Origin of the sequence: Plantibacter sp. M259 (genome assembly GCF_006065115.1) — a bacterium.
Lineage (GTDB): Bacteria > Actinomycetota > Actinomycetes > Actinomycetales > Microbacteriaceae > Plantibacter > Plantibacter auratus.
In genome coordinates, this window is the sequence record NZ_CP040750.1 from 3,269,654 (window position 1) to 3,294,549 (window position 24,896).

Below are 24,896 nucleotides of genomic sequence, written 5' to 3' on the forward strand. Positions count from 1 at the left end.
GGAGAAAAGGCCGTCAATCCGGGATTTTCGCGTCGCCCACGAGTGTTGTACCCAGTGGAGAACCGGTGGATAACTCGCCCGAAACGGTGGAGAACCCGGTGGAAAACTACAGGGCTGTAACTACTAGCCCTTGGGGTTGGCCTGAAGGTCGCCAACTATATGTAGTATTGGAACCCCGGCGCAGGACGCCGCGGGAATCACCAGATTTTGAGGGGAAGGCACGAAGAGCTATGGCAATCACGGTCTACACGAAGCCCAGTTGCGTGCAGTGCACCGCGACGTACCGCGCACTCGACAACAAGGGCATCGAGTACAACATCCTCGACCTCTCGGTCGACGAGAACGCACTCGAGCAGGTCAAGGCCCTCGGCTACCTGCAGGCACCGGTCGTCATCACCGAGGAAGACCACTGGTCGGGCTTCCGTCCCGACAAGATCGAAGAGCTCGCCGCACGTCTGGCTTGAGCCCACGGTCGCAGGCGTCATCATGAGCCGGCTCCAGCAGCACCGCAACATCCGCCCGTCCGGACGGCGACGAGGAGGCCTCCCGTGCAACCACGGCTGATCTACTTCTCCAGCATTTCCGGCAACACGCATCGCTTCATGCAGAAGCTCGACCTGCCCTCGTTGCAGATCCCGCTGTATGCGAAAGACGAAGCCGTGCACGCCACGGCACCCTACGTCCTCGTGACCCCCACCTACGGCGGGGGCAACGGCGACGGAGCGGTGCCCAAACAGGTGATCCGGTTCCTCAACGTTGAGGCCAACCGCTCCCTGATCCGCGGGGTCATCGCCGCCGGCAACACGAACTTCGGCGAGGCCTACGGGCTCGCCGGCGACGTGATCGCCAGCAAATGCAAGGTCCCGCACCTGTACCGCTTCGAACTCTTCGGAACCCAGGACGATGTCACCACCGTCCACAATGGATTGGAATCATTTTGGCAGCAGCGCCAGTTTCAGTGATCGACGCACCGTCGACGAGCCAGATGGACTACCACTCGCTCAACGCGATGCTCAACCTCTACGGCCCGAACGGCGAGATCCAGTTCGACAAGGACCGTGAGGCCGCGCGGGAGTACTTCCTCCAGCACGTCAACCAGAACACCGTCTTCTTCCACTCGCTGAAGGAACGGCTCGACTACCTCGTCGAGAAGGAGTACTACGAGCAGGCAGTGCTCGACAAGTACTCGTTCGACTTCATCCAGGAGCTCAACGACCTGGCCTACTCGAAGAAGTTCCGCTTCCAGACCTTCCTCGGCGCGTTCAAGTACTACACCTCGTACACGCTGAAGACCTTCGACGGCAAGCGCTACCTCGAGCGCTTCGAGGATCGCGTCGTCATGACCGCCCTCGGCCTCGCCGACGGCGACCAGCAGCTCGCGGTCGCGCTCGTCGAGGAGATCATCGCGGGTCGGTTCCAGCCGGCGACGCCCACTTTCCTCAACTCGGGCAAGGCCCAGCGAGGCGAGCTCGTCTCTTGCTTCCTCCTCCGCATCGAGGACAACATGGAGTCGATCGCCCGTGGCATCAACTCCGCGCTCCAGCTCTCGAAGCGTGGCGGCGGCGTGGCGCTCTCGCTGTCGAACATCCGTGAGTCCGGTGCACCGATCAAGCAGATCGAGAACCAGTCGAGCGGCATCATCCCCGTGATGAAGCTCCTCGAGGACTCCTTCAGCTACGCGAACCAGCTCGGTGCTCGTCAGGGCGCCGGTGCCGTGTACCTCAACGCACACCACCCCGACATCCTGCGCTTCCTCGACACCAAGCGTGAGAACGCCGACGAGAAGATCCGGATCAAGACGCTGTCCCTCGGCGTCGTCGTCCCCGACATCACCTTCGACCTGGCGAAGAAGGGCGAGGACATGTACCTGTTCTCCCCGTACGACGTCGAGCGCGTCTACGGTGTGCCCTTCGGCGACATCTCGGTGAGCGAGAAGTACCACGAGATGGTCGACGACTCCCGCATCAAGAAGACGAAGATCAACGCCCGCGAGTTCTTCCAGACCATCGCGGAGATCCAGTTCGAGTCCGGCTACCCGTACATCGTGTTCGAAGACACGGTGAACAAGGCGAACCCCATCAAGGGCCGCATCAACATGTCGAACCTCTGCTCGGAGATCCTCCAGGTCAACACGCCGACCACCTACAACGAGGACCTCTCGTACAAGGAGATCGGCAAGGACATCTCCTGCAACCTCGGCTCGCTGAACATCGCGCTCACGATGGACTCGCCCGACTTCGGTCGCACGGTCGAGACCGCCATCCGCGGCCTCACCTCCGTGTCCGACCAGAGCCACATCTCCTCGGTGCGTTCGATCGAGGACGGCAACGACAAGTCGCACGCCATCGGCCTCGGCCAGATGAACCTCCACGGCTACCTCGCCCGCGAGCGCGTGCACTACGGCAGCCCCGAGGGCATCGACTTCACGAACATCTACTTCTACACGGTGGTGTTCCACGCGCTGCGCGCCTCGAACCTCATCGCCAAGGAGCGCGGGGAGACCTTCGACGGTTTCGCCGACTCGCAGTACGCGTCGGGTGAGTTCTTCGACAAGTACATCGACCAGGTCTGGGAGCCCGAGACGGCTCGTGGACGCGAGCTCTTCGAGCAGGCCGGTGTGCAGATCCCGACGCAGGCGGACTGGACGGCCCTCAAGGCGTCCATCCAGGAGTACGGCATCTACAACCAGAACCTCCAGGCCGTCCCGCCGACCGGTTCGATCTCCTACATCAACAACTCCACGTCGTCGATCCACCCGATCGCGTCGAAGATCGAGATCCGCAAGGAAGGCAAGCTCGGTCGCGTGTACTACCCGGCTCCGTTCATGACGAACGACAACCTGGAGTACTACGAGGACGCCTACGAGATCGGTGCCGAGAAGATCATCGACACGTACGCCGCGGCGACGCAGCACGTCGACCAGGGGCTGTCGCTGACGCTGTTCTTCAAGGACACCGCCACCACGCGCGACATCAACAAGGCGCAGATCTACGCGTGGAAGAAGGGCATCAAGACCATCTACTACATCCGTCTCCGCCAGCTCGCGCTCGAGGGCACGGAAGTCGACGGCTGCGTCAGCTGCATGCTCTAAGGAGCTTCGCGCTTCGTCATCCGCACTTCGACAGGCTCAGTGACCGGTATTCCGGTCCCGGTCACTGAGCCCGACGCCGGTCCCTGAGCCTGTCGAAGGGCATCAGCATCACCGGTCCGTCGAGGGCCACGAGTATCACCGGTCCGTCGAGGGCCACCAGCATCACCGGTCCGTCGAGGGCCACCAGCATCACCGGTCCCTGAGCCTGTCGAAGGGCCAACCCCACTTCCCGATAGAGGACACCAATTCATGTCAGAGAAGCTCAAGCTGGTCGACCGCGTCCAGGCGATCAACTGGAACAAGATCGAGGACGAGAAGGACGTCGAGGTCTGGAACCGCCTCGTCAACAACTTCTGGCTGCCCGAGAAGATCCCGCTGTCGAACGACGTCCAGTCGTGGAACACCCTGACGCCGCAGGAGCAGCAGCTCACCATGCGCGTGTTCACGGGCCTCACGCTCCTCGACACGATCCAGGGCACCGTCGGCGCCGTCGCCCTCATCCCCGATGCGATCACCCCGCACGAGGAGGCCGTCTACACGAACATCGCGTTCATGGAGTCGGTGCACGCGAAGAGCTACTCCTCGATCTTCTCCACGCTCAGCAGCACGAAGGAGATCGACGAGGCGTTCCGTTGGTCGGTCGAGAACCCGAACCTGCAGAAGAAGGCGTCCATCGTCCTCGACCGATACCACGGTGACGACCCGCTGAAGCGGAAGGCCGCCTCGACCCTCCTCGAGTCGTTCCTCTTCTACTCCGGCTTCTACCTGCCCATGCACTGGTCGAGCCGCGCGAAGCTCACCAACACCGCCGACATGATCCGCCTCATCATCCGTGACGAGGCCGTGCACGGGTACTACATCGGTTACAAGTTCCAGAAGGGCCTCGAGAAGCTCACGCAGGCCGAGCGCGACGACGTCAAGGACTACACGTTCTCGCTGCTCTACGAGCTCTACGACAACGAGGTGCAGTACACGCAGGACCTCTACGACGAGGTCGGCCTGACCGAGGACGTCAAGAAGTTCCTGCACTACAACGCCAACAAGGCGCTCATGAACCTCGGCTACGAGGCCATGTTCCCGAAGACGGTCACGGACGTGAACCCGGCGATCCTGTCGGCGCTCTCACCGAACGCCGATGAGAACCACGACTTCTTCTCGGGCTCAGGCTCCTCCTACGTGATCGGCAAGGCCGTGGTCACGGAAGACGAGGACTGGGACTTCTAGTCACCGCGCGAGCACTGCGCTGAACGCACGAGGGCCGGATGGAATCCACGATTCCATCCGGCCCTCGTGCGTTGAGCGACCTCAGCGGTTAGCGTGGAGGGACGCACGATCGATCTTGGGGGAGACCACCGTGAGCGCGACACTCGAACAACACCGCGAGGCCATCGGTCCGGAGCTGCCTGGTACAGACGTCATCCGCGCGATCCGCGCGCTGCTCATCTGGGCCGTCTTGGCGTCGTTGGTCTACACCGCGCTGACGCACGCGACGGAGGGCATCTGTCCCGGCGGGTTCGACGGCAGCGGTGGATTCATCGATGCCGATGGCGGACCGACGGACACAGCCCCCACGTGCTTGACCGTTTCCCTGCTGCCGAGTCCGATCGTCTACGGCATCATCGGCGGCACCATCATCGGGGTGCTGAGTGTCATCCTCCGCCGAGCCTCATCTCAGGTCCGGGCCCTGCGGTTCATCTCCCGTGCCCGCTGGATTGTCTGCGGCGTTGCGCTCGTGAGCATCCTCGTCGCGCAGCTCTGGTTCGCTCAACTGGACGTGACCAATTGGGATGGAGGCCCGATCGACGTACTGTTCCCGTTCCCGTTCGCATCAGGGAGTGTGGAGATCTCACCCCTGCACGACTGAGCCGCTCAGCCGCCCAAGGCGGTGCTGATGCCACCGAAGCCGGCCAGGAAGAAGTAGAAGAACGCGGTCGCGCCCTGGACGACCGGGAGGAAGAGCGCCGCGATCGCGGTGACCACGATCGTCAGGATGACGACGAGTGAGACGAGACTCACGACACCGTTGCGTCCGGCGCTCGGCGTCTCGACGGGTTCGGCGACGAGCAGCTCGTCCATGGTCGCTTCGGTCGTCAGCATCGTTCTCCCTGTGGTTCTGGTGTCCTCGACCCTACCTGGCGATCCGCCGTGCGCCGCTGACTCGCCCGAGGATGTTCGAATCCCACGCGGAAACGCGCAGATCCGGGCGACTCAGCGACGGCTGGTGGTCAGCGGCGGGTGGACCAGAGGGCCCAGGCGATGAGCACGGGCTGGAAGAAGAGGCGGGTGAACCGGCGGCTGTCCGTGTCGAGACCGAAGGCGTCGCGGCGGTTGAGCCACTGGGAGAGGTTGCCCGGGAAGATCGCGGTGAAGAACGCCGCAGCGAGGTTGCCGACGGCCGTCCGCTTGACACCTGAGGCGAGTGCCGCACCCAGGGCGATCTCGACGACGCCCGAGGCGAGCACGGTGGTGTCCTCGTCGATCGGGACCCATTCCGGCACCTGCGCCTGGAAGTCCTTCCGAGCGAAGGTCAGGTGGCTGATGCCGGCGAACACGAGTGCGCCTCCGAGCAGCAGGCGTGCGGCGGTGCGGGCTTTCGATCCAGCCATGATGGTCCTCTCGACGATGGTGATGTCACCACGCTATCCGGAGATCGGTGGACCGACGGCGGGTTGCGAGTGCACAGATGTCCAGCAGCAGGCCGCTCAGCCGTCGATCTGTGAGTTCGCGTCGAGACGGTGCCAGGTGCGGTTGTGGTAGACGAGCGGTGCGCCGTCGAAGCTGGGGCTGAATGTCGGGGCGGCGGGAGCGGGCGCCTCGGCGGCAGGCTCGGCCCGGACCGGCTCCTCGGCCGCTTGCGGCTGCGAGACGCTCGACTCCAGCGCGTGCACCGCGATGACCGTGGAGGTCCCGGCCTCCATGCGGTTGACGATACGTCCGCGGATCCAGACGCCGTTGCCCGTGAAGTACGGCTCGCCCGTCGGCAGGCGGTCCCAGATGGAGGTGTCGGCGAAACGATCGATCCCACTCGTCGCGCAGAGCTTCGCGATGTGCAGCTGCTCGGAACCCAGAAGGTGGACCACGACGGTGTCGGACGCGGTGATGGTCGGCGCGCTCGAGGACAGCGACGACACGGAGAAGACGAGGAGCGGCGGTTCCGCACTGACGGAGAAGACCGAGGTGGCGGTGAGTCCCACCGGCCCGCTGCCGTCGTCCGCGGTGATGACCGAGACGCCGGCCGGGTGCTGACGGAACGCCGCCTTGAAGTCGTCGGGGGACAGGGAGGCGAAACCGGGGGCGACCTCGCCACCGTCGATGGGGGACGGCAAGGTGGTCACGGAGGCGGCTGCCGGGTGGACTGAGCTCACGGGGGATCCTTCGAACGACTGTGGACGACTGCTGCAACGCCGACTCGTTGGACGCTGCACAGGCTACGTTTCGCTCATCCGGCCGGAGCTGCAACTCTGTTACCCGGTGTGACGGCGACCGAGTGGTCGGGCGCAGGTCCCGTCGACCTCGCGTGCGTACGCTGGACGCATGCCCATCCTCATCGCCCCGGACGACCTCGCCGCCTTGATCGCCTCCGAGACGCCGGTGCGCGTCCTCGACGTGCGGTGGCGACTCGACGCACCGGACGGACGGCCCGCCTACCTCGAGGGTCACCTGCCCGGCGCGGTGTACGTCGACCTCGACCACGAGCTGGCCGACCACGTGCCGCCCGGAGAACCGGCCGTCCGAGGCCGCCACCCCTTGCCCGACCGTCAGGCGCTTCAGGCCTCCGCGCGATCGTGGGGCGTCGACGACGGCGACGTCGTCGTGGTCTACGACGACCTCACGAGCCTGTCGGCAGCACGAGCCTGGTGGGTGCTGCGGAACGCCGGCATCGCGGACGTCCGCATCCTCGACGGCGCGTTCCGGGCGTGGACGGACGCCGGACTGCCCGTGGAGCGTGGCGAGGTCGTCCCGGAACCCGGGACGGTCACGTTGACGACGGGTGTCCTGCCGACCATCGACATCGACACCGCCGCGACGTGGGCGGGCGAGGGACGGGTGCTGCTCGACGCGCGCGCCGGCGAACGGTACCGGGGCGATGTCGAACCGATCGACCCTCGGGCCGGTCACATCCCGGGCGCGCTCAGCACACCGACGACCGCCAACGTCGGCACAGACGGCCGGTTCCTACCGCCTGAGACCCTCCGCGAGCAGTTCCTCGCGGCGGGCGTGCCTGAGGACGCGACGGTCGCCACCTACTGCGGCAGTGGGGTGACCGCGGCGCACAACGCGGTCGCACTCACCCTGGCCGGCTTCGAACCGGTGCTGTACCCCGGGTCGTGGAGCGAGTGGGCGAACCACCCGGAGCGTCCGGTGGCGACGGGACCGGACGCCTGAATCGCCGACTCCGGACAACGAGCTCGTCGAGATGCGCCCTTCGACAGGCTCAGGGACCGGGGAGCGCTAGTCCGCGAGGACCTTCTGCAGGCGCTGCAACGACACCGACTCGGCCGTGCCCAGCTGCTGGGCGAACAGGCTGATCCGGAGCTCCTCGAGCATCCACCGGGCCTTCACGAGGTGCTCCGGAGCCTCGGCGGGCAGTGGGATCGTGCCGCCGGCGGCCTCGAACCGCGCCAACGCCGTCTGCGCCTCCGTCATCCACACCCGGTCGCGGTTCGGGTTGTCCGTCAGTCGCTCGGCGCGGTAACGGATGCCGGCGAGGTAGCGGGGCAGATGTTCGAGCCGTGCTGAGCCCGTCCGGGAGACGAAGCCCGGGAAGACCAGTCCGTCGAGCTGGCCCCGCATGTCGGTGAGTGCCGCGAGCAGCGTCATGCTCGTCGCCGCCTTCATGGCCTTCTCCGTGTCGCGAGCGGCCTGCAGGATGCGGGCGACGATGGCGACCGTCTGGAACATGCGGTCCATGACCGAGGCGGAGACGCGGTCGCGCAGCGTCTCGTACTGGAGCCGGGAGAACACCTGGCCGTCAGGCACCACGCGGAACAGGACGTCGTCGATGCAGGCGGCGAGGCAGTCCTCGAACAACGCCGGCGTCGACCGGTAGGGGCTCGTCGCGAGCGCGAGCTTCTCGTTGGCCTTGAGGTGCTGCTGCACATACGCCGTCGGGGACGGGATCGCGAGCAGGAGGAGGCGGCGCACCCCCGCGGGCATAGCGCGGGCCTGGTCGGCCTCCGTGCTCATGATCCGGATCGACACGCTCGTGCCGTCGTCGACGATCGCGGGGTAGCCGCGGATCACGCCGTCCTCTTGGCGGATGTCGATGAAGCGGGGGAGGTCGTCGAAGTCCCACCGCGTGAACCCGGAGCGCTCGATGGCGTTGGGCACTCTGGCGGCCGCGACCTTGGCGACGCTCGCCCGAGTGCGCTGCTTGAGGCGCTGCTGCAGCTCGACGAGGTCCTTGCCGCTGGCGAGCGTCCGGCCGCGCTCGTCGATGACCCGGAAGGTCACGAGCAGGTGTTCGGGCACGCGTTCCATCTCGAAGTCCGAGGCGGTGATGTCCATGTAGGAGAGCCGCTTGATGGCGTTCGCAAGACGGGTGGCGAAGGAGTCCTCGGCGGCGGGACTGCCGGGGGCGACCGCCGGGACGTCGGCGGGGAGCTCGGCGAGCAGTTTCGCCGCCCAGTCGGCCGCAGGCACGATGTTCCGACGCAGGGCCTTCGGGAGCGCTTTGATCATCGCCGTGATGAGGTCCCGACGGAGACCGGGGACCTGCCAGTCGAAGCCCGCGGGCGAGAGCCGGTCGAGCAGGGCGAGCGGGACGATGACCGTCACGCCGTCGTCGTCGCTTCCGGGCTCGAAACGGTAGCTGAGCTTCAACCGCTGGTCGGCCTGCACCCACTCGGCGGGGAAGCGGTCCTCATCCACCGCCGGAGCGTCCTCGGGGAGGAGATCCTCCTGGCGCATCGTGAGCAGCTCGGGCTGGTCGACGCGCGTCTTGCGCCACCAGGACTCGAAGCCCCGCGTCGTCGAGATCTCGGCAGGGACGCGGGCGTCGTAGAAGTCGAAGACGGCTTCGTCGTCGAAGAGGATGTCGCGGCGTCGCGTCCGCTCCTCGAGCTCACTCAGCTCCTTGCGCAGTCGTCGGTTCGCGCGGTGGAAGTCGAACAGCTTGTCGCGACCGATGTCGTGGGTCCACTCGCCGTCGACGAGCGCGTGCCGCAGGAACAGTTCGCGGGCCTGCTCCTGGTCGATGCGACCGAACTGCACCCGGCGGCGCGGCACGATCGGCACGCCGAAGAGGGTCACCTTCTCGAAGGCGACGGCGGAGCCCTGGTTCTTCTCCCAGTGCGGCTCGCTGTACGAGCGCTTGCAGAGGTCCCCGGCGATCTGCTCAGCCCACGCCGGGTCGATCGAGGCGTTGGTGCGGGCGAACAGCCGACTCGTCTCCACGAGTTCCGCGCTCATCACGGCGTTCGGCTGTTTCTTCGCGAGCGCGGACCCCGGGAAGAGGACGAAGCGCGTCTGGCGGGCACCGATGTAGTCGCCCTTCTTCGCGGTCTTCGTCGCCGGTGGAGCGTTCCGGCCCTTTACGACCGGAGCCACGGTCTGGTCCTTCAGCCCGATGTGCGAGAGGAGCCCCGCCAGGAGCGACTTGTGGATGCCGTCGGGTTTCACCGCCGGCTCGTTGATCGTCAGGCCGAGGGGCTTCGCGAGTTGACGCAGCTGGCGGTAGACGTCGTGCCACTCGCGGACGCGGAGGTAGTTGAGGAACTCGTTCTTGCAGAGCCTGCGGAACGCGCTCGACGACAGCTCGTCCTGTTTCTCCTCGAGGTAGTTCCAGAGGTTCAGGAGGGCGAGGAAGTCGCTCGTGGGGTCGACGAAACGGCGGTGCAGTTCGTCGGCCTTCTGCCGGTGCTCGAGCGGTCGTTCGCGTGGGTCCTGGATGGTGAGCGCCGCGACGATCGCGAGCACCTCCCGCGACACCCCGTGCTGCTTCGACTCCACGACCATGCGCGCGAACCGCGGATCGATCGGCAGGCGGCTGAGGTCACGCCCCACCCGCGTGAGCCGCGGGCCGCCGCCGCGAGGTGAGCCGTCGGCGAAGGTGCGGGTTTCGATCGCGCCGAGTTCGGACAGTAGGTCGACGCCGTCCTTGATGCCACGTGCGTCCGGCGGTTGGAGGAAGGGGAAGGCGGCGATGTCGCCGAGGCCGAGGGAGATCATCTGGAGGATCACCGCGGCGAGGTTCGTGCGGAGGATCTCCGGTTCGGTGAACTCCGGGCGCTTCGCGAAGTCGTCCTCCGAGTAGAGGCGGATGGCGATGCCGTCGCTCGTGCGGCCGGACCGACCCGAACGCTGGTTCGCCGACGCCTGCGAGATCGCCTCGATGGGGAGCCGCTGCACCTTGGAGCGCACGCTGTAGCGCGAGATGCGGGCGGTTCCGGCGTCGATCACGTACTTGATGCCGGGCACCGTGAGGCTCGTCTCGGCCACGTTCGTCGCGAGGATGATGCGGCGGCGGAGGCCTGCCACGGTCGACGGCTGGAAAACACGGTGCTGGTCGGCGGAGGAGAGCCGGCCGTAGAGCGGCAGCACCTCGGTGCCGGGCAGGTTGCGCCCGCGGATGGCGTCGGCGGCGTCGCGGATCTCGGTCTCGCCGGACAGGAAGACGAGGACGTCGCCCATCGACTCCCGCGCCAGCTCGTCGAGGGCCGCGTTGATGCCTTCGAGGTAGTCGCGGTCGGCGGCTTCGGACTCCGGGGCGTCCTCATCGTCGTCCGTGGGCTCGTCGGCCACGAGCGGCCGGTAGCGGATCTCGACCGGGTACGTGCGGCCGGAGACCTCGACGATGGGTGCTCCGTCGAAGTGCTTCGAGAAGCTCTCCGGATCGATCGTCGCGGACGTGATGATGACCTTGAGGTCGGGGCGCTGGGGGAGGAGCTGCTTGAGGTAGCCGAGCAGGAAGTCGATGTTGAGGCTGCGCTCGTGCGCCTCGTCGATGATGATCGTGTCGTACTTGCGCAGCATCCGGTCGCGGTGGATCTCGTTCAGCAGGATGCCGTCGGTCATCAGCTTGATCTTCGTCGCCTTCGACGCCTGATCGGTGAAGCGGACCTGGTAGCCGACGATGCCACCGAGCTCCTGGCCGAGCTCCTCCGAGATGCGTTCGGCGATCGTGCGCGCGGCCAGTCGTCGGGGCTGCGTGTGCCCGATGGACTCGCGACCGAGCTCGAGGCAGATCTTCGGCAGCTGGGTGGTCTTGCCGGAACCCGTGGCTCCCGCGACGATGACGACCTGGTTCTCGCTGATGGCACGCGCGATGTCCGCGCGGGCGGCACTGACCGGCAGCTCGGGCGGGTAGGAGATTCGGAGGTCGGACATCAGCCCTCCATCGTATCGGGCTGGACGCGGTGTGCTGCCGCTCCGGGCCTCTTGATCCGGCGAACCCATCCTCCGGTCCCTGAGCAACCTCCTTCGGTCCCTGAGCAACCTCCTTCGGTCCCTGAGCTTGTCGAAGGGCGCACGAGGGGCCTCCCGCTCCAGGTGGTCCTCCGCCGGTCCCTGAGCCTGTCGAAGGGCCCACGAGGGGCCTCCCGCTCCGGTGATCTTCTCCCGGTCCCTGAGCCTGTTGAAGGGCACACGGAGCACCCCACGAATCCGGCGCCCTTCCACCGGTCGCTGAGCCTGTCGAAGGGCACACGAGGGACCTCCCGCTCTGGTGATCTTCTTCCGGTCCCTGAGCCTGTCGAAGGGCGCACGAGGGACTTCCACAACCGATCCCACTCACCATCTGGAATGTCAGTGGTCCATGGTGGACTTGTTTCATGACCGAGACCACTGCCACCGCGATCCGCGTCGGCGACGAGTACGCCGCGCAGCTGGCGGAGTTCTCGGACGAGTGGGCGGAGCTCCACCGGCAGCAGGCTGCCCTGGACGCACGGAAGGCGCGCCTCCTGGCCCGTTCAGCCGCGTACGCGGACGCGTTCGCCGACGCCACGGTCCCGACCGTCTTTCCGCCGGCCGAGCGGCAGGACCTCTCCCGCCGCTCCACCTACGCAGCCCTTGCGATGGCGACGCGGACGCCGGAACGGACGATCCAGCGGGCGACCAACGACGCGGAACGTCTCGTGAACGACGCACCGGCCGTGCTGGCGTCGCTCGAGGCCGGCCGCATCTCCGCCCGGCACGCGCAGGTGATCACCGACCAGCTCTGCGACGTCCCGACCGCGGGCCGGGCAGCGTTCCTCGAACAGGTTCTCGTCGTCGCCGAGCGCACCACGGCCACTGGCCTCCGCACGAGTGCCCGCGTCTTGCGCGAGCGCCTCCACCCGGAATCCATCATCGTCCGCGCGGTTCGCTCCGAGGCCGACCGCCGAGTCGAGTTCGAACCCGCCGCCGACGGCATGGCTTGGGTGCATCTCTTCACCACCGCGCCCATCGCGCAGGGGCTCATCGAGCGGGTCGAAGCCGCCGCGGCGGAGTCACGCCAGGCGGGCGACACCCGCACGTGCGCCCAGCTGCAGGCGGACGCGCTCGCGACACTGGCCCTCACCGGCGTCACGCCCGACGACATCATGTCGAGCTCGGTCCTTCCGCATCCGATCGAGGTGCAGGAGCACATCACGCCGACCGTGCAGATCACGGTCCCGGCGCTGAGCATGGCCGGCGTCAGCGATACCCCGGCCACGCTCGACGGATACGGTCCCATCGACCCCGAGACCGCCGCACGTATCGCGGTCAACGCACCCAGCTTCGCCCGGATCCTCGTGCAGCCGGAGACCGGCGCGGTGCTCTCCGTCGGACGCAATCAGTACCGCGTTCCGGCCGACCTCCAACGGGCGGTGCGGTTGCGAGACGGCACCTGTCGGGCACCGGGGTGCGGCAGACGCGCGAGGGCCTGCGACCTCGACCATTCGGTCGCTTGGGAAGACGGCGGCACCACAGATGTCGGCAACCTCGCCTGTCTCTGTCGACATCATCACCGGCTGAAGCACCTCCCCGGCTGGAACCTCGACCACGAGCCCGGCGGGGTCCTCGACTGGACAACGCCCGACGGGAAACACCACCGGACGGAACCGGACCCCGCACCGTTCTGACCAGCTTGAGTCCCTGAGCCTGTCGAGGGTTCTCGTGGGCACTTCGACAAGCTCAGTGACCGGAAGAGGTGCGCCCGGAACGATGAGGGTTCCTCGTGGGCACTTCGACAAGCTCAGTGACCGGAAGAGGTGCGCCCGGAACGATGAGGATTCCTCGCGGGCACTTCGACAAGCTCAGTGACCGGGAGAAGTCTGCCCGCACCGTTTCGGTCCCCGAGCTGTGCCGCACTTCTACAGGCTCAGTGACCGGGAGGGGTTCGCCGGAGATGGTCCGGTCCCTGAGCTTGTCGAAGGGTGGGCGGGAGAGGGGCGGCCGGATGAACCCGGTCACTGAGCCTGTCGAAGGGCAGTTGGGCTGCGGCACCTCGGCGTCAAGCGGGCAGGTCTACGCGCTGTATCGCAAACAGAGTTGCTTCGCAGAGTGGTTTGCGTTACAAAGTAGATATGACTTCACCGATGGAACCCACCGATGGCTCGGACGCGCTCGACCCGGCCGCCATGCTCGCTCTGCAGGAGCGACAGGCGAGCCGTGTCGATGACATCTTCACGAGGCCCACCATCGCGATCGTGTACATCTGGGGTGTCGCGTGGACCGTCGGGTTCCTCGCGCTCTGGTCCGCGAGCGACGAGAACCCCTGGTTCACCACGCCGCCGACAGTCGCCGGATGGCTCTTCGGGATCCTGATGGTCGGCGGCATCGTCTCGTCGTCGATCATCGGCTCCCGTGTGTCGCGCGGGATCCAGGGAGCACAGCAGGTGCAGGGGACCATGTACGGCATCGCCTGGGCGATCGGGTGCACGGCAGCGGCGGTGTTCGGAGGCGCCCTGTTCGCTGCGGGGATGGCACCCGCACTCGCCGCCATCTTCTACCCGGCCATCTACAGCCTCGTGGTCGGTCTGCTGTACCTCGCAGGTGGAGCAGTCTGGCGCGACCGCCTCATGTACGGCATGGGCATCTGGATCATCGTGGTCGGCATGGCCGCACCGTTCTTCGGCTCGCCGGGCAACGCGCTCATCATGTCCATCGCCGGCGGAGGCGGGTTCCTCGTGTACGCGACGTTCCTCGAGGCGACCCGCCGTCGGCGTGCCCACCGATCGGCGGCGTGACCGATGGACGAACTCGACCCCCTCATCCACGCTCAAGCCCGCCTGCGCATCATGTCGACGCTCGCGGCGATCGATGCGGACAGCAGCATGTCGTTCCCCCGCCTGCAGGAGATGCTCGACATGACCGCCGGGAACCTGTCCACACACCTGCGGAAACTCGAGGACGGCGCCTACGTCCTCGTCACGAAGACCCACCGGGGACGCACTCCGGTCACCTACCTGGAACTCACCACGCTCGGGCGCCGCGCGTTCGAGGACTACATGACCGGCCTTCGAGCGATGCTCGGCGGCGCGTCGGGAACGGGACATCATGACGATCACACCACTGGCCACCCTCGAGGGCGTGACACGACGCTACGGCGAGGTGACCGCGCTGCACGACGTCGACCTCCGGATCGAGCCGGGCTCGCTCGTCGGGCTCCTCGGGCCCAACGGCGCCGGCAAGTCCACCGTGCTCTCCCTGCTGCAGGGCACCCGACGTCCGACGACCGGCACGGTGACGCTCTTCGGCGGCGATCCCGCCCAAGCGGTCAACCGCACGCGGCTCGGATCGACACCGCAGGAGACGGCACTGCCGCCCACGCTCCGGGTGGGAGAGGTCGTCGACTTCGTCGGACGGCACTTCGCAGACCGCGTGCCGACGGCCGCCCTGGCGGAGCAGTTCGGTTTCGGCGACCTCCTCCGACGCCAGACGGGCTCGCTCTCGGGCGGCCAGCAGCGCCGACTCGCTGTCGCACTCGCCTTCGTCGGCAGACCGCGTCTCGTGCTCCTCGACGAGCCGACGACGGGCCTCGACGTCGACGCCCGTCGGACCCTCTGGGACGCGATCCGCCGGCAACACGAGCTCGGGGCGACGATCGTCCTCACCAGTCACTACCTCGAGGAGATCGAAGCGCTCGCCGAGCGCGTCGTGGTGCTGGGCGGCGGACGGGTCGTCACCGATGCCCCACTGCGCGACGTGCTCGGGCTCGTCGGTATCCACCGGGTGCGGCTCCGGACCACCGACCCCGGAGCGATGGAGCGGCTCGCCGGGGTCGTCCAGGCGAGTCATGACGGTGACGCCGTCGAACTGGACGTCCGTGACGCCGACGCGTTCGTGCGCGAGCTCGTCCGGTCCGAGGCCCCGTTCACCGATCTCGCCGTGCGCGGAGCGACCCTCGAGGAGGCGTTCCTGACCCTCACCGCGGATGCCCGGGAGGACGTCGAACGGAGCGCCGCCTGATGGCCACCACACTCCAGCTCACCGCCCTGCACGCGCGGTACTCCCTGCTCGAGACCGTACGCGTCCCGATCGCGCTGATCGGCTCGCTCGTCTTCCCCGCGCTCTCGCTGCTGTTCTTCGTCGTCCCGCAGGCGCAGGTCGCCGGCGATCCCGTCATCGCCACCCAGGCGGTCATCTCCCTCATCGTCTTCGCCGTGCTCGCCAACTCCCTGTTCGGGTTCGGGCTGACCATCGCCCAGGCGAGGGAGCAGGCGTGGGACCCGTACCTCCGCACGCTTCCGGTGACGGGTGTCGCCCGGGTCCTCTCGCACCTGTGCTCGGTCGGCCTCCTCGGGTTCGCGGCCGTCATCCCGGTCGTCGTGCTCGGTGCGCTCCTGACCGCCGCCACCACGACTCCGATGGGATTGCTCGGCAGCATCGTGGCGCTCCCGGTGGGTGCCCTGCCGTTCATGCTCATCGGCACCGCGATCGGGTACGCCCTCCCCAGTAAGGCCGCGATCGCCGTGGTGCAGGTGGTCATGTTCTCGCTGGCCTTCGCCGGCGGACTGTTCATCCCGCCGTTCCTCTTCGCCCCGTGGCTCGACCGGCTGTCGATGTTCCTCCCGAGCCGTCAGACCCGGGAGCTCGTCGTGTGGGCGGTCCAGGGTGGCGAGTTGCCGTGGTGGTCGTGGGTCGGCGTCCTGGCCTGGACCCTCGTCCTGACCGTCGTGGTCCTCGCCCTCTACCGCCGCGACGAGGGCCGCCGCTACCGCTGAGGTCGACGGACACCTCGCCGAGCACCGGCCGTCTCCATGTTCTGTCACACGTCGACACACACCGTGCACCTGCCGCCGGGCGCTCGTACGCTGACGTCCATCCCGGCCGGACCACGGCCCATGACGAGCGGATGGAGCGACCCGTGTCCAGCAGCGCAGACCAGACGAACGCCGCCGACCGACCGACGGGCGCGCGCTGATGGGGGCGCCTGTGGTGTTCGGCACCGGTCCGATCTCGGTCGACGACCTCGTGGCCGTGTCCCGCGACGACGCCATCGTCGTCCTCGACACCCCTGCGCTCGACCGCATCGGTGCTGGCAGGGCCATCGTCGACCGGCAGACGACGCCGGTCGGAGTCGGTGCGCCGGGTCCTCGGTCCCAGGGTCCACGGATCCCTGGTCCCGCCGGGGGACGAGCGGCTCCGCGCACCGCGACGCTGGATGCCTCGGCGGTGGAGGAGCGCGTCGTCCACGATCGCCGTGGCGGCATCGGACTGCCGCTCTCGGTGGACCGTGCTCGGGCGGTGGTCGCCGCCCGGCTCGCGGGATGGACCCGTGGCGCATCCGGGATCCGCCTCGAGACGGCCGTGTTCGTCGCGGAGCTCCTCAACCGTGGGGTGACCCCGGTGATCCCGTCCGTCGGATCCCTCGGCGACGGCGACGAGACCCACCTGGCGTCCGTCGCGACGCTCGTGATGGGGCAGGGGGAGGCGGTCCTCGCGGGTGAGCGGCTCCCCGCGCAGGTCGCCCTGTCGCGGGTCGGGCTCGCACCGCTCGACCTCGCTGTGCACGAGGGGTTGGCGTTCGTCCACCACAACGCCTACTCCCTCGGCGTCGGTGCGCTCGCACTCCACCGGCTCGGCGCGCTCAGCCGACTGACGGACACCACGAGCGCGCTCTCGTCGCGGGCCGCTGCGCGGTCCGGGCTCGGCGGGTGGGGACCGGCGTTCGACCCGAGGGTCCTCGCCGGCAGCCCGTCAGCGGGTACCCGGGCCAGCGGCGAGCGGATCTCCGAGGTGTTGGCGACGTCGGTCCGCTCAGAGGGTGCGCGCGGCGGACGGGACCTGGACGGACTGCGGCTCGGGTCGACGCCGCAGATCAACGGTGCCCTCGCCGACGAGGTCGCGGCGGCCGTCCTGCTCGTCGAAGCGACGCTCGGAACGGCTTCGGAGGATCCACTCGTCGATCAGGCGTCGGGTGTCCTGCGCACGGGCGGGTTGCTGCATGGCGCGCGGCTCGCCCGCACCTTCGACGGGCTGCGCGCGGCCATCGCGTACACCGCTGCTGCCGCCGAGCGACGGCTCGGACGCATCGACGGAGGCGGTGCCGACCGCCGGGGGACCGGGCACGGGCTCGTACCAGGTCGGCTCGGTCAGTCGGCCGCGGACCTCGTCGCCGAACTGCGCGTGCTCGCGACCCCGGTCGTCGCCGCGGGCGTGCCGAACGAGGACTCGGACGCCCCGGCCTCCTTCGCCGGGACCTCGCTGCGGTTGCTCGAACGCTCGACCGCCCTCCTCGCGGACGTGCTGGCGGTCGAGGCGGTCGTCGCGGCGGACGCGCTCGGCCCGGCGGAGCACGACGGATGGTCGGTCGGGTTCTCCGTCGCCCACGCCGGCCTCCGGTCGGCGATCGAGCAGGAGCTGCAAGGTCAGCAGCTCGTCACGGCGGCGCTCGCCGCGTTGGGCGTCGACCGATCCTGAGCGACGGCGGCCGGCCGTCGAACGTGCGAGGGCGCACCCACGTCGTCGCATGCCATGTATTTCGACACGTGTCGAGGGGTGGGCGATGTCAGTGCCCTCCGGTAGGTTCGGACCACCGACCGAGAGACGTTCAGCGAGCCACCGACCGCGGCGGCGACGACCCTTGGAAGACGACCTGTCACGAACAGCCGTGCAGAGAAGAGGCATCGGTCCAGCATGATCTCCTTCGAACACGTCTCCAAGCGTTTCGACGACGGCACCCTCGCGGTCGACGACTTCTCCCTCACGATCCCGTCGCGGTCCACCACGGTCTTCGTCGGGTCCTCAGGCTGCGGCAAGACCACGCTCCTGCGCATGATCAACCGCATGGTCGATCCGAGCGAGGGACGCATCGTCATCGACGACGAGGTCGTCTCCGCCGTCGACCCCGTCCGTCTCCGTCGCCGCATCGGCTACGTCATGCAGAACTCCGGTCTCCTCCCGCACCGCACCGTGATCGACAACGTGGCCACGGTACCCATGCTCACCGGCGTCAACAAGAAGCAGGCCCGGGCGGACGCCCTCACCCTCCTCGACACCGTCGGACTCGACCGCGCGCTCGCCGACCGGTACCCGAGCCAACTCTCCGGCGGCCAGCAGCAGCGCGTCGGCGTCGCACGAGGCCTCGCGATCGACCCGAACATCCTGCTGATGGACGAGCCGTTCGGCGCCGTCGACCCGCTCGTACGTGCCGAGCTCCAGCGGGAGCTGCTCCGGCTGCAGCGCGACATCGCGAAGACGATCGTGTTCGTCACCCACGACATCGACGAGGCCTTCCTCCTCGGCGACCAGGTCGTCATCCTGCAGAAGGGCGGCCACATCGCCCAGGTCGGCACGCCGTCCGAGATCGTCGCCAACCCGGCCGACGACTTCGTCGCCCAGTTCATCGGTGCCGATCGCGGCCAGCGGACCCTGCACGTCGAGCGCGTCGACGGACGCGACGTCGTCGTCGACGAGTCGGGCCGCCCCGCCGGTGTCCTCGGAGCCGGGCCCGGCGCAGGCGACCGCCCGGGCCTCGACGTCCGGAAGGACGGCGCCTCCACATGAGCTGGGTCATCGCGAACTGGGACATGATCTGGGACCTCACCCTCACCCATGTCCAGCTGAGCCTGCCCCCGATCATCCTGGGGTTCCTCATCTCCCTGCCCCTCGGCTGGCTCGCACACCGGTACCGGTGGTCGCGTGGCGTGCTGCTCACGCTGAGCGGCATCCTCTACGCGATCCCGTCCCTGCCGCTGTTCGTCCTCATGCCGTCCCTCATCGGAACGAAGATCCTCGATCCGGCGAACGTCGTGATCGCGCTCACCATCTACGCCGTGGCCCTGCTCGTCCGCACGGTCGCCGATGCCCTCGACGCCGTCGACGCCGGGGTCCGGCAGTCGGCCCAGGCCGTGGGGTTCTCCACCGGCCAGCGGTTCTGGCGGGTCGAGTTCCCGCTGGCGGGTCCGCTCATGCTCGCCGGCATCCGCGTGGTCTCCGCGAGCACCATCAGCCTGCTGAGTGTCGGCGCCCTCATCGGCGTGACGAACCTCGGCTACCTCTTCACCGACGGCTATAACCGGCAGTTCCCGATCGAAATCCTGACCGGCATCGTCGGGACGGTCGTGATCGCGATCGTGTTCGACGTCCTGTTGGTGCTCCTCGGCCGGCTCCTCATGCCGTGGACGCGGATCAGCTCGAAGGGTGCGATCCGTCGTCGTCGTGCGGCCACGGAAGCCCGTGAGCTGGCGACCGCCGGGGGAGGAGCAGCATGATCAACTTCCTCGCCGCCTTCGCCTGGATCTTCGACCCCGCGCACTGGGATGGCCCAGGTGGCATCCCGGTGCGGGTGCTCCAGCACCTGGCCGTGACCGGCCTGACCGTCCTCATCGCCTGCGTCATCGCGATCCCGCTCGGGCTCCTCATCGGGCACACCGGGAAGGGACGGGAGGTCGCGGTCGCGATCACCGGCGCGCTCCGGGCCTTGCCGACCCTCGGTCTGCTCTCACTCCTCGCGCTCATCACGCTCGGGTGGGGCTTCTCCAGCACGAGTCTCGTCCCGGCGATCACGGCTCTCGTCGTGCTCGCCGTCCCGCCCGTCCTGGCCGGTGCGTACGGCGGGGTCGAGTCGATCGACCGCCAGACCATCGACGCCGCGCGTGCTGTCGGGATGAACGAGTGGCAGATCCTCGGCAAGGTGGAGATCCCGCTCGCCCTCCCGCTCATGATCGGTGGCGTGCGCTCGGCGGTCCTGCAGACGATCGCGACCGCCACCGTCGTCGCCTTCCTCACCAACGGCCCCGGTCTCGGTCGCTACATCCTCGACGGCCTCCCGGTACGGGACTACGCGCAGATGCTCGCCGGCTCGATCATCATCATCGTGCTCGCCCTCCTCCTCGAGGGCGTCTTCTCCCTGCTGCAGCGCGCCGTCGTGCCGCGCGGCGTCCAGGCGACCCACACGCGGGTCGACGAGACCAGGGGTCACGCCACCGGCGGCGACCGGTCCACCGCACCAGACCCCGTCGTCGCAGAAGCGGAGGCGAACATGCAGACCGCGGCATACCGCAACGACTGACGCGTCCCACCAGCCCGGGTGACAGCACCGCCCGGCTCCCAGACCCACAACGGCACCACCGTTCTCGCCCATCACAGATAGGAAACACCATGTTCACAGTTCGACAGGGTCGACGCCTCGCCGTCGGCATCGCCGCGACCGCCGTCGCGGCCCTCGCACTCAGCGCCTGCTCCGCAGGCGATCCGACCGCCGGGGAGACCGCGGCGTCCGACACGATCACGGTCGGCTCCGCCGGTTTCCCCGAGTCGGAGATCATCGCGCAGATCTACATCCAGGCGCTCGAGGCCAACGACATCAAGACGGCCGAGTCCCTCAACATCGGCGCGCGCGACGTCTACATCGCAGCGCTCGAAGACGGCTCGATCGACCTCGTCCCCGACTACAGCGGCAACCTGCTGCAGTTCTTCGACGACTCCGCCACGGCCACGTCGAGCGACGAGGTCTACTCCGCCCTCCAGGAGGCCACGCCGAAGGGCTACGAGGTCCTCGACCAGTCCAAGGCGGAGGACAAGGACTCCTACAACGTCACGAAGGAGTTCAGCGAGGCGAACAACGTCACGAGCCTCGCCGACCTCGCGGCCCTGACCATCCCGCTGGCCATCGGCGGCGCACCCGAGTTGGCTGAGCGGCCGTACGGCCCGAAGGGCCTGACCGAGGTGTACGGCGTCCCCGCCGACAAGCTCACCTTCGTCCCGATCAGCGACGGCGGCGGCGCACAGACCACCGCGGCCCTGCTCGACGGCACGGTCCAGCTCGCCGACATCTACACCACGACCCCGTCGATCACCGAGAACGACTTCGTCACGCTCGAGGACCCGGAGAACCTGATCCTCCCGCAGAACGTCCTGCCGCTGATCAACTCGGCCAAGGCCAGCGACAAGGTCAAGGAGGTCTTGAACGCCGTGTCCGCGGAGCTGACCACCGAGGACCTCATCGAGCTCAACGCCCGCAACCAGGGCGACGAGAAGGCCGCTCCGAAGACCCTCGCGGCCGACTGGCTGAAGGACAAGAAGCTCTTCAGCTGAGCAGCAGCCACACGTCGATGGCGTCGTCCGGTTCTCCGGGCGGCGCCATCGCGCTGTTCGCGGGGAGCGCATCCGGCTGCGGCCGGATGTCCAGGGGGTCTCCGACACCTGAGGAGTTGGTAGCGTCAGGGTATGAGTTCCGAGACCCCCGCAGAGTTCATCGCGTCGTGGACCGCCTGGCACACCGCTCGCGAGCGTTCCGTCCGAGCACCCCACGGTATCGCCGCCCTCCGGTTCACCCACTGGCTGACCGAGGAGGCGACCGCCCTCGAGGGTGCGCCGGGCACCTGGCGTGCGGACGCGACCGGCATCGTCGGTGAGCGGCTCACGGGTACCGGACTGACCACGCCGAGCGGCGCGCAGATCATGACCGACCGCGTCGAGCTGGTCCACGGTGACGAACTGCACTTCGGCGACGCGCTGCTCCGAGGCATGGAGCGGGACGGCGTCTACGCCCTCCGAGTGCTCGACCCGGAGGCGCCGACGCGGACCTCGCTCGCGGGCATCAGCGCGTTCGCCCCCGACGTCGCCTGGATCCGGCCGGCGCGGTTCGTGCCGTCCCCGGACGTCACGGTCGAGACCGAGTCGATCGACGGCCACGTCACGACCGAGACCCCCGTCGGCCGGGTCGAGTTCGAGCTCGGTGACGAAGCGGTGTCGCTGACGGTCACGGGCGGCCCGAACGGACTCTGGGCGGTCTTCTCCGACGGCACGAGTGGCGACGAGAGCTACCGGTTCCGGTTCATCAGCATGCCGGCCCCGACCGCGGACGGCCACGTCCTCGTCGACTTCAACCGCGCGTACCTGCCGCCGTGCGCGTTCAGCGACCACTACGTGTGCCCGCTGCCTGCGCCGAACAACCGGCTCCGTACGCGGATCACGGCGGGCGAGCGACTGCCGCTCGGCCAGTAGGTCCCGGCCACGGATCCCGCATGACGAACCGGCTCGCTGAGGCGATGAGCCCGTACCTCCGCTCGCACGCCGAGCAGCCGGTCGACTGGTACCCGTGGGGACCCGAGGCCTTCGCAGAGGCGGCCCGTCGTGACGTCCCCCTGCTCGTCTCGATCGGCTACTCGACGTGTCACTGGTGTCACGTCATGGCACGCGAGTCGTTCTCGGATGAGCACATCGCCGGGCTCCTCCGACGCGACTTCGTGGCGGTGAAGGTCGACCGCGAGGAACATCCCGACGTCGACGCCAGTTACCTCGCCGCCGCCGGCGCGTTCACCCGTGACCTGGGTTGGCCGCTGAACGTGTTCGTGACGCCGCGCGGACACGTCTTCCACGCGGGGACCTACTCGCCTCCCGTCCCGCTCCGCGGGCATCCCTCGTTCCCGCAGGTGCTCGAGGCCGTCCGCGTCGCGTGGACCGAGCGACGGGAGCAGGTCGTCGCGAGCGCCGACGGACTCGCGCGGGCGATCGCCGAGACGATGTCGTCCACGGAGGACGCCCCACTGCCGGAGCCCGGCGACCTCGACGCGGCGATCGCGGCGGTCGAGGCGCTCGAGGACCGGGAGCTCGGCGGCTTCGGCACGGCTCCGAAGTTCCCGATGGCCCCGCTGTTCGACTTCCTGCTGACGCCGCGCGAGGGGGAGGTCGCTCACCGCGGTGTCGACCTCGCGCAACGCACCCTCAGGACGATGGGGGCCTCGGCACTCCGGGATCCGGTCGAAGGCGGGTTCTTCCGGTACGCGGTCAACCGGGACTGGACCGAGCCGCACTACGAACGCATGCTGACGGACAACGCGCTCCTCCTCACCGCGTACACGCGGGCTTGGGCCGAGCGCCCGAGCTCGTGGGCGGCCAGTGTCGCCGCCGGGATCGCCGAGTTCCTCATCGGCACGCTGCAGCAGCCGAGCGGCGGTTTCGGGTCGGCGCAGGACTCCGAGAGCGTCGTCGACGGCGTCGGATCGGAGGGTGGCTACTACCGACGCGATGTGGACGGCCGGGCGATGCTGACCCCGCCGGCCGTTGACCGCAAGGTGCTCACCGGTTGGAACGGGCTCGCGATCGGCGCGCTGGCGGAGGCCTCGACGGTCTTCGACCGCCCCGAGTGGCTCGAATCAGCGAGGTGGGCGGCGGACGCGGTGGTCGAGAACCACCTCGGCTCGGACGGCACGCTCGCCCGGGCCTCGCTCGACGAACGGCGGTCGGGTGCGGCTGCGGCCCTCGAGGACTACGGGATGCTCGCGGAGGGGCTCCTGCGCCTCGGCCTCGCGACGGGCGAGGTCCGCTACGCGGAGCTCGCCCGCGACCTCGTCGACCGGTGCTTGCCTGACGAGACCGTGACCGACGAGACCGTGACCGACACCTCCTCCGCCACGGTGGCCGGCTTCATCCTGCCGGGCGGCGGCGACCCGGTGCTGTCGGCCCAGGGCATGCGGATCGACGGCGACCCGTCGGAGGGCGCGTATCCCTCGGGGATATCCTCGCTCGGACGCGCGTCGCTGCTGCTGTTCCAGCTGACGGCCGACGGCCGGTTCCGGCACGCCGCCGAGGGCGCGGTCCGGTTCGCCGCGTCGGCTGCGCTGTCGGCACCGACCGCGTTCGGCGCGAGTCTGGCCTTGGCGGCATCGCTCACCGGGCCGGCGTCGCAACTGATCGTCGTCGGGCCGGATCGGGCGGACCGGGACGAGGACGAGGATCGCGCGACGGCGGACCGGGCGATGCGCGACGTGGTCAGGACGCGCCGGGACGACGTCGTGGCGGTGGTCTCCGAGCGGCAGGCGGTGGCCTGGGCGGCGGGCGGGTTCGACGTCTTCGCCGAACGGACGAGTCGGGACGGCCGACTGACCGCCTACCACTGCCGGGACTTCGTCTGCCGCCTCCCGGTGACGGACGCGGCGCAGCTCGACGCCCGCTGATCCAGCGCGCCCGTCGACCCTGACACCTGGGTGGGTCAGGCTCCGAACGAGCCGTCCGGTCGGCCGAAGCGCAGCTCGCGCGCTTCGGAACGCCATCGCCCGAGTCCACCGTCGAGGAGCGCGACACGTTCGTACCCGGCTCCGGTCAGCGCCGCACGGAGGCGCTCGGCGGAGCGCCCGTCCAACTGGTCGTACAGGACGACCGTGTGCTGCTCCGTGACGCCGATGGCCGCCGCGCCACGCCGGACCTCGTCGGGTGAGGATGCTCCGAGCCCCTGGCGCGCGTCCAGCAGCTCGACGAACACGGCGCCGGGTACGTGCCCGTCGAAGAGGTACAGGTCGTAGCCGCTCACCAGCCGCACCGGGCCGCCGTCCAGCGCAGGCAGCTCGACGACACTCGCGTCGAGGACGATGAGGCTCTCGCTGCCGAGATGGTCCGCGAGCCACTGGGTGGAGACGAGCGGGTCCACCAGGAACGGCGCGTGCGTGGAGGTCAT

Annotated in this window: 22 protein-coding genes and 1 pseudogene; 18 read left to right on the forward strand and 5 right to left on the reverse strand. The window is 68.5% G+C overall.

Annotated features, from left to right (window positions below; translation table 11 throughout):
* Window positions 1-230: 230 nt before the first annotated feature.
* The 5 genes from nrdH to FGL15_RS15355 all read left to right on the forward strand — a co-directional run bounded on the left by nrdH (window position 231) and on the right by FGL15_RS15355 (window position 4,955).
* Window positions 231-464, forward strand: a complete 234-nt coding sequence (gene nrdH / locus FGL15_RS15335; protein WP_056007615.1) for a glutaredoxin-like protein NrdH — start codon at window positions 231-233, stop codon at window positions 462-464.
* Between the two features lie 84 nt (window positions 465-548).
* Window positions 549-962 carry a class Ib ribonucleoside-diphosphate reductase assembly flavoprotein NrdI gene (gene nrdI, locus FGL15_RS15340; RefSeq protein WP_064296523.1) on the forward strand — a complete coding sequence of 138 codons (414 nt, stop codon included), beginning with the start codon at window positions 549-551 and terminating at the stop codon, window positions 960-962.
* Between the two features lie 23 nt (window positions 963-985).
* Window positions 986-3,091: a class 1b ribonucleoside-diphosphate reductase subunit alpha gene (nrdE, locus tag FGL15_RS15345; protein WP_079706251.1), complete on the forward strand. Its 2,106-nt coding sequence runs from the start codon at window positions 986-988 to the stop codon at window positions 3,089-3,091.
* Between the two features lie 249 nt (window positions 3,092-3,340).
* Complete coding sequence (gene nrdF / locus FGL15_RS15350; protein ID WP_056007612.1) at window positions 3,341-4,315, forward strand: class 1b ribonucleoside-diphosphate reductase subunit beta; 975 nt, start codon at window positions 3,341-3,343, stop codon at window positions 4,313-4,315.
* 130 nt (window positions 4,316-4,445) lie between these two features.
* On the forward strand, window positions 4,446-4,955 hold the full coding sequence (locus FGL15_RS15355) for a hypothetical protein (RefSeq protein ID WP_138946620.1): 510 nt from the start codon (window positions 4,446-4,448) through the stop codon (window positions 4,953-4,955).
* 5 nt (window positions 4,956-4,960) lie between these two features.
* Here the strand turns inward: FGL15_RS15355 and FGL15_RS15360 are convergent, their stop codons facing one another.
* From FGL15_RS15360 to FGL15_RS15370, 3 genes are all read right to left on the reverse strand, one after another.
* Window positions 4,961-5,188, reverse strand: a complete 228-nt coding sequence (locus tag FGL15_RS15360) for a hypothetical protein (protein ID WP_138946621.1) — start codon at window positions 5,186-5,188, stop codon at window positions 4,961-4,963.
* A gap of 128 nt (window positions 5,189-5,316) precedes the next feature.
* Window positions 5,317-5,697: a DoxX family membrane protein gene (locus FGL15_RS15365; RefSeq protein WP_079705419.1), complete on the reverse strand. Its 381-nt coding sequence runs from the start codon at window positions 5,695-5,697 to the stop codon at window positions 5,317-5,319.
* A 96-nt stretch (window positions 5,698-5,793) separates the two neighbouring features.
* Window positions 5,794-6,426 (reverse strand): flavin reductase family protein, encoded by a 633-nt coding sequence (locus tag FGL15_RS15370; RefSeq protein WP_205858759.1) that lies wholly within the window; start codon window positions 6,424-6,426, stop codon window positions 5,794-5,796.
* A 199-nt stretch (window positions 6,427-6,625) separates the two neighbouring features.
* Here FGL15_RS15370 and FGL15_RS15375 point away from each other — a divergent pair, with 199 nt between their 5' ends.
* A complete protein-coding gene (locus FGL15_RS15375) occupies window positions 6,626-7,477 on the forward strand; it encodes a sulfurtransferase (protein ID WP_138946622.1) in 852 nt (283 codons plus the stop codon).
* A gap of 66 nt (window positions 7,478-7,543) precedes the next feature.
* Here the strand turns inward: FGL15_RS15375 and hrpA are convergent, their stop codons facing one another.
* Window positions 7,544-11,419 carry an ATP-dependent RNA helicase HrpA gene (gene hrpA, locus FGL15_RS15380; RefSeq protein WP_205858634.1) on the reverse strand — a complete coding sequence of 1,292 codons (3,876 nt, stop codon included), beginning with the start codon at window positions 11,417-11,419 and terminating at the stop codon, window positions 7,544-7,546.
* A 443-nt stretch (window positions 11,420-11,862) separates the two neighbouring features.
* On the opposite strand from hrpA, the gene FGL15_RS15385 reads away from it, so the two are divergent.
* The 12 genes and pseudogenes from FGL15_RS15385 to FGL15_RS15440 all read left to right on the forward strand — a co-directional run bounded on the left by FGL15_RS15385 (window position 11,863) and on the right by FGL15_RS15440 (window position 24,399).
* Window positions 11,863-13,134: an HNH endonuclease signature motif containing protein gene (locus tag FGL15_RS15385; protein ID WP_138946624.1), complete on the forward strand. Its 1,272-nt coding sequence runs from the start codon at window positions 11,863-11,865 to the stop codon at window positions 13,132-13,134.
* Window positions 13,135-13,590: 456 nt separating this feature from the next.
* The gene (locus tag FGL15_RS15390) at window positions 13,591-14,241 is read left to right on the forward strand and encodes a hypothetical protein (protein WP_138946625.1); all 651 of its coding nucleotides are present in this window, start codon (window positions 13,591-13,593) and stop codon (window positions 14,239-14,241) included.
* 51 nt (window positions 14,242-14,292) lie between these two features.
* Window positions 14,293-14,511: pseudogene (locus FGL15_RS15395) on the forward strand (transcriptional regulator); the annotation flags it as partial.
* Window positions 14,512-14,551: 40 nt separating this feature from the next.
* Window positions 14,552-15,463, forward strand: coding sequence for an ABC transporter ATP-binding protein (locus tag FGL15_RS15400; protein ID WP_138946626.1), 912 nt, complete (start codon window positions 14,552-14,554; stop codon window positions 15,461-15,463).
* Window positions 15,463-16,218 carry an ABC transporter permease gene (locus FGL15_RS15405; protein WP_138946627.1) on the forward strand — a complete coding sequence of 252 codons (756 nt, stop codon included), beginning with the start codon at window positions 15,463-15,465 and terminating at the stop codon, window positions 16,216-16,218. Before FGL15_RS15400 ends, FGL15_RS15405 begins: the two co-directional genes overlap by 1 nt.
* Before the next feature lie 211 nt (window positions 16,219-16,429).
* Window positions 16,430-17,917, forward strand: coding sequence for an aromatic amino acid lyase (locus tag FGL15_RS15410; RefSeq protein ID WP_168223415.1), 1,488 nt, complete (start codon window positions 16,430-16,432; stop codon window positions 17,915-17,917).
* 216 nt (window positions 17,918-18,133) lie between these two features.
* Window positions 18,134-19,003, forward strand: a complete 870-nt coding sequence (locus FGL15_RS15415; protein ID WP_138946629.1) for an ABC transporter ATP-binding protein — start codon at window positions 18,134-18,136, stop codon at window positions 19,001-19,003.
* Window positions 19,000-19,710: an ABC transporter permease gene (locus FGL15_RS15420; RefSeq protein WP_079705429.1), complete on the forward strand. Its 711-nt coding sequence runs from the start codon at window positions 19,000-19,002 to the stop codon at window positions 19,708-19,710. Before FGL15_RS15415 ends, FGL15_RS15420 begins: the two co-directional genes overlap by 4 nt.
* Complete coding sequence (locus FGL15_RS15425; RefSeq protein WP_138946630.1) at window positions 19,707-20,510, forward strand: ABC transporter permease; 804 nt, start codon at window positions 19,707-19,709, stop codon at window positions 20,508-20,510. The genes FGL15_RS15420 and FGL15_RS15425 overlap by 4 nt, the downstream gene beginning before the upstream one ends.
* 89 nt (window positions 20,511-20,599) lie before the next feature.
* Window positions 20,600-21,535 carry an ABC transporter substrate-binding protein gene (locus FGL15_RS15430; protein ID WP_079705431.1) on the forward strand — a complete coding sequence of 312 codons (936 nt, stop codon included), beginning with the start codon at window positions 20,600-20,602 and terminating at the stop codon, window positions 21,533-21,535.
* Window positions 21,536-21,667: 132 nt separating this feature from the next.
* Window positions 21,668-22,447, forward strand: a complete 780-nt coding sequence (locus FGL15_RS15435; protein WP_079705432.1) for a DUF1684 domain-containing protein — start codon at window positions 21,668-21,670, stop codon at window positions 22,445-22,447.
* A 20-nt stretch (window positions 22,448-22,467) separates the two neighbouring features.
* On the forward strand, window positions 22,468-24,399 hold the full coding sequence (locus FGL15_RS15440) for a thioredoxin domain-containing protein (RefSeq protein WP_138946631.1): 1,932 nt from the start codon (window positions 22,468-22,470) through the stop codon (window positions 24,397-24,399).
* A gap of 35 nt (window positions 24,400-24,434) precedes the next feature.
* Here the strand turns inward: FGL15_RS15440 and FGL15_RS15445 are convergent, their stop codons facing one another.
* Window positions 24,435-24,896 carry a rhodanese-like domain-containing protein gene (locus tag FGL15_RS15445; RefSeq protein WP_138946632.1) on the reverse strand — a complete coding sequence of 154 codons (462 nt, stop codon included), beginning with the start codon at window positions 24,894-24,896 and terminating at the stop codon, window positions 24,435-24,437.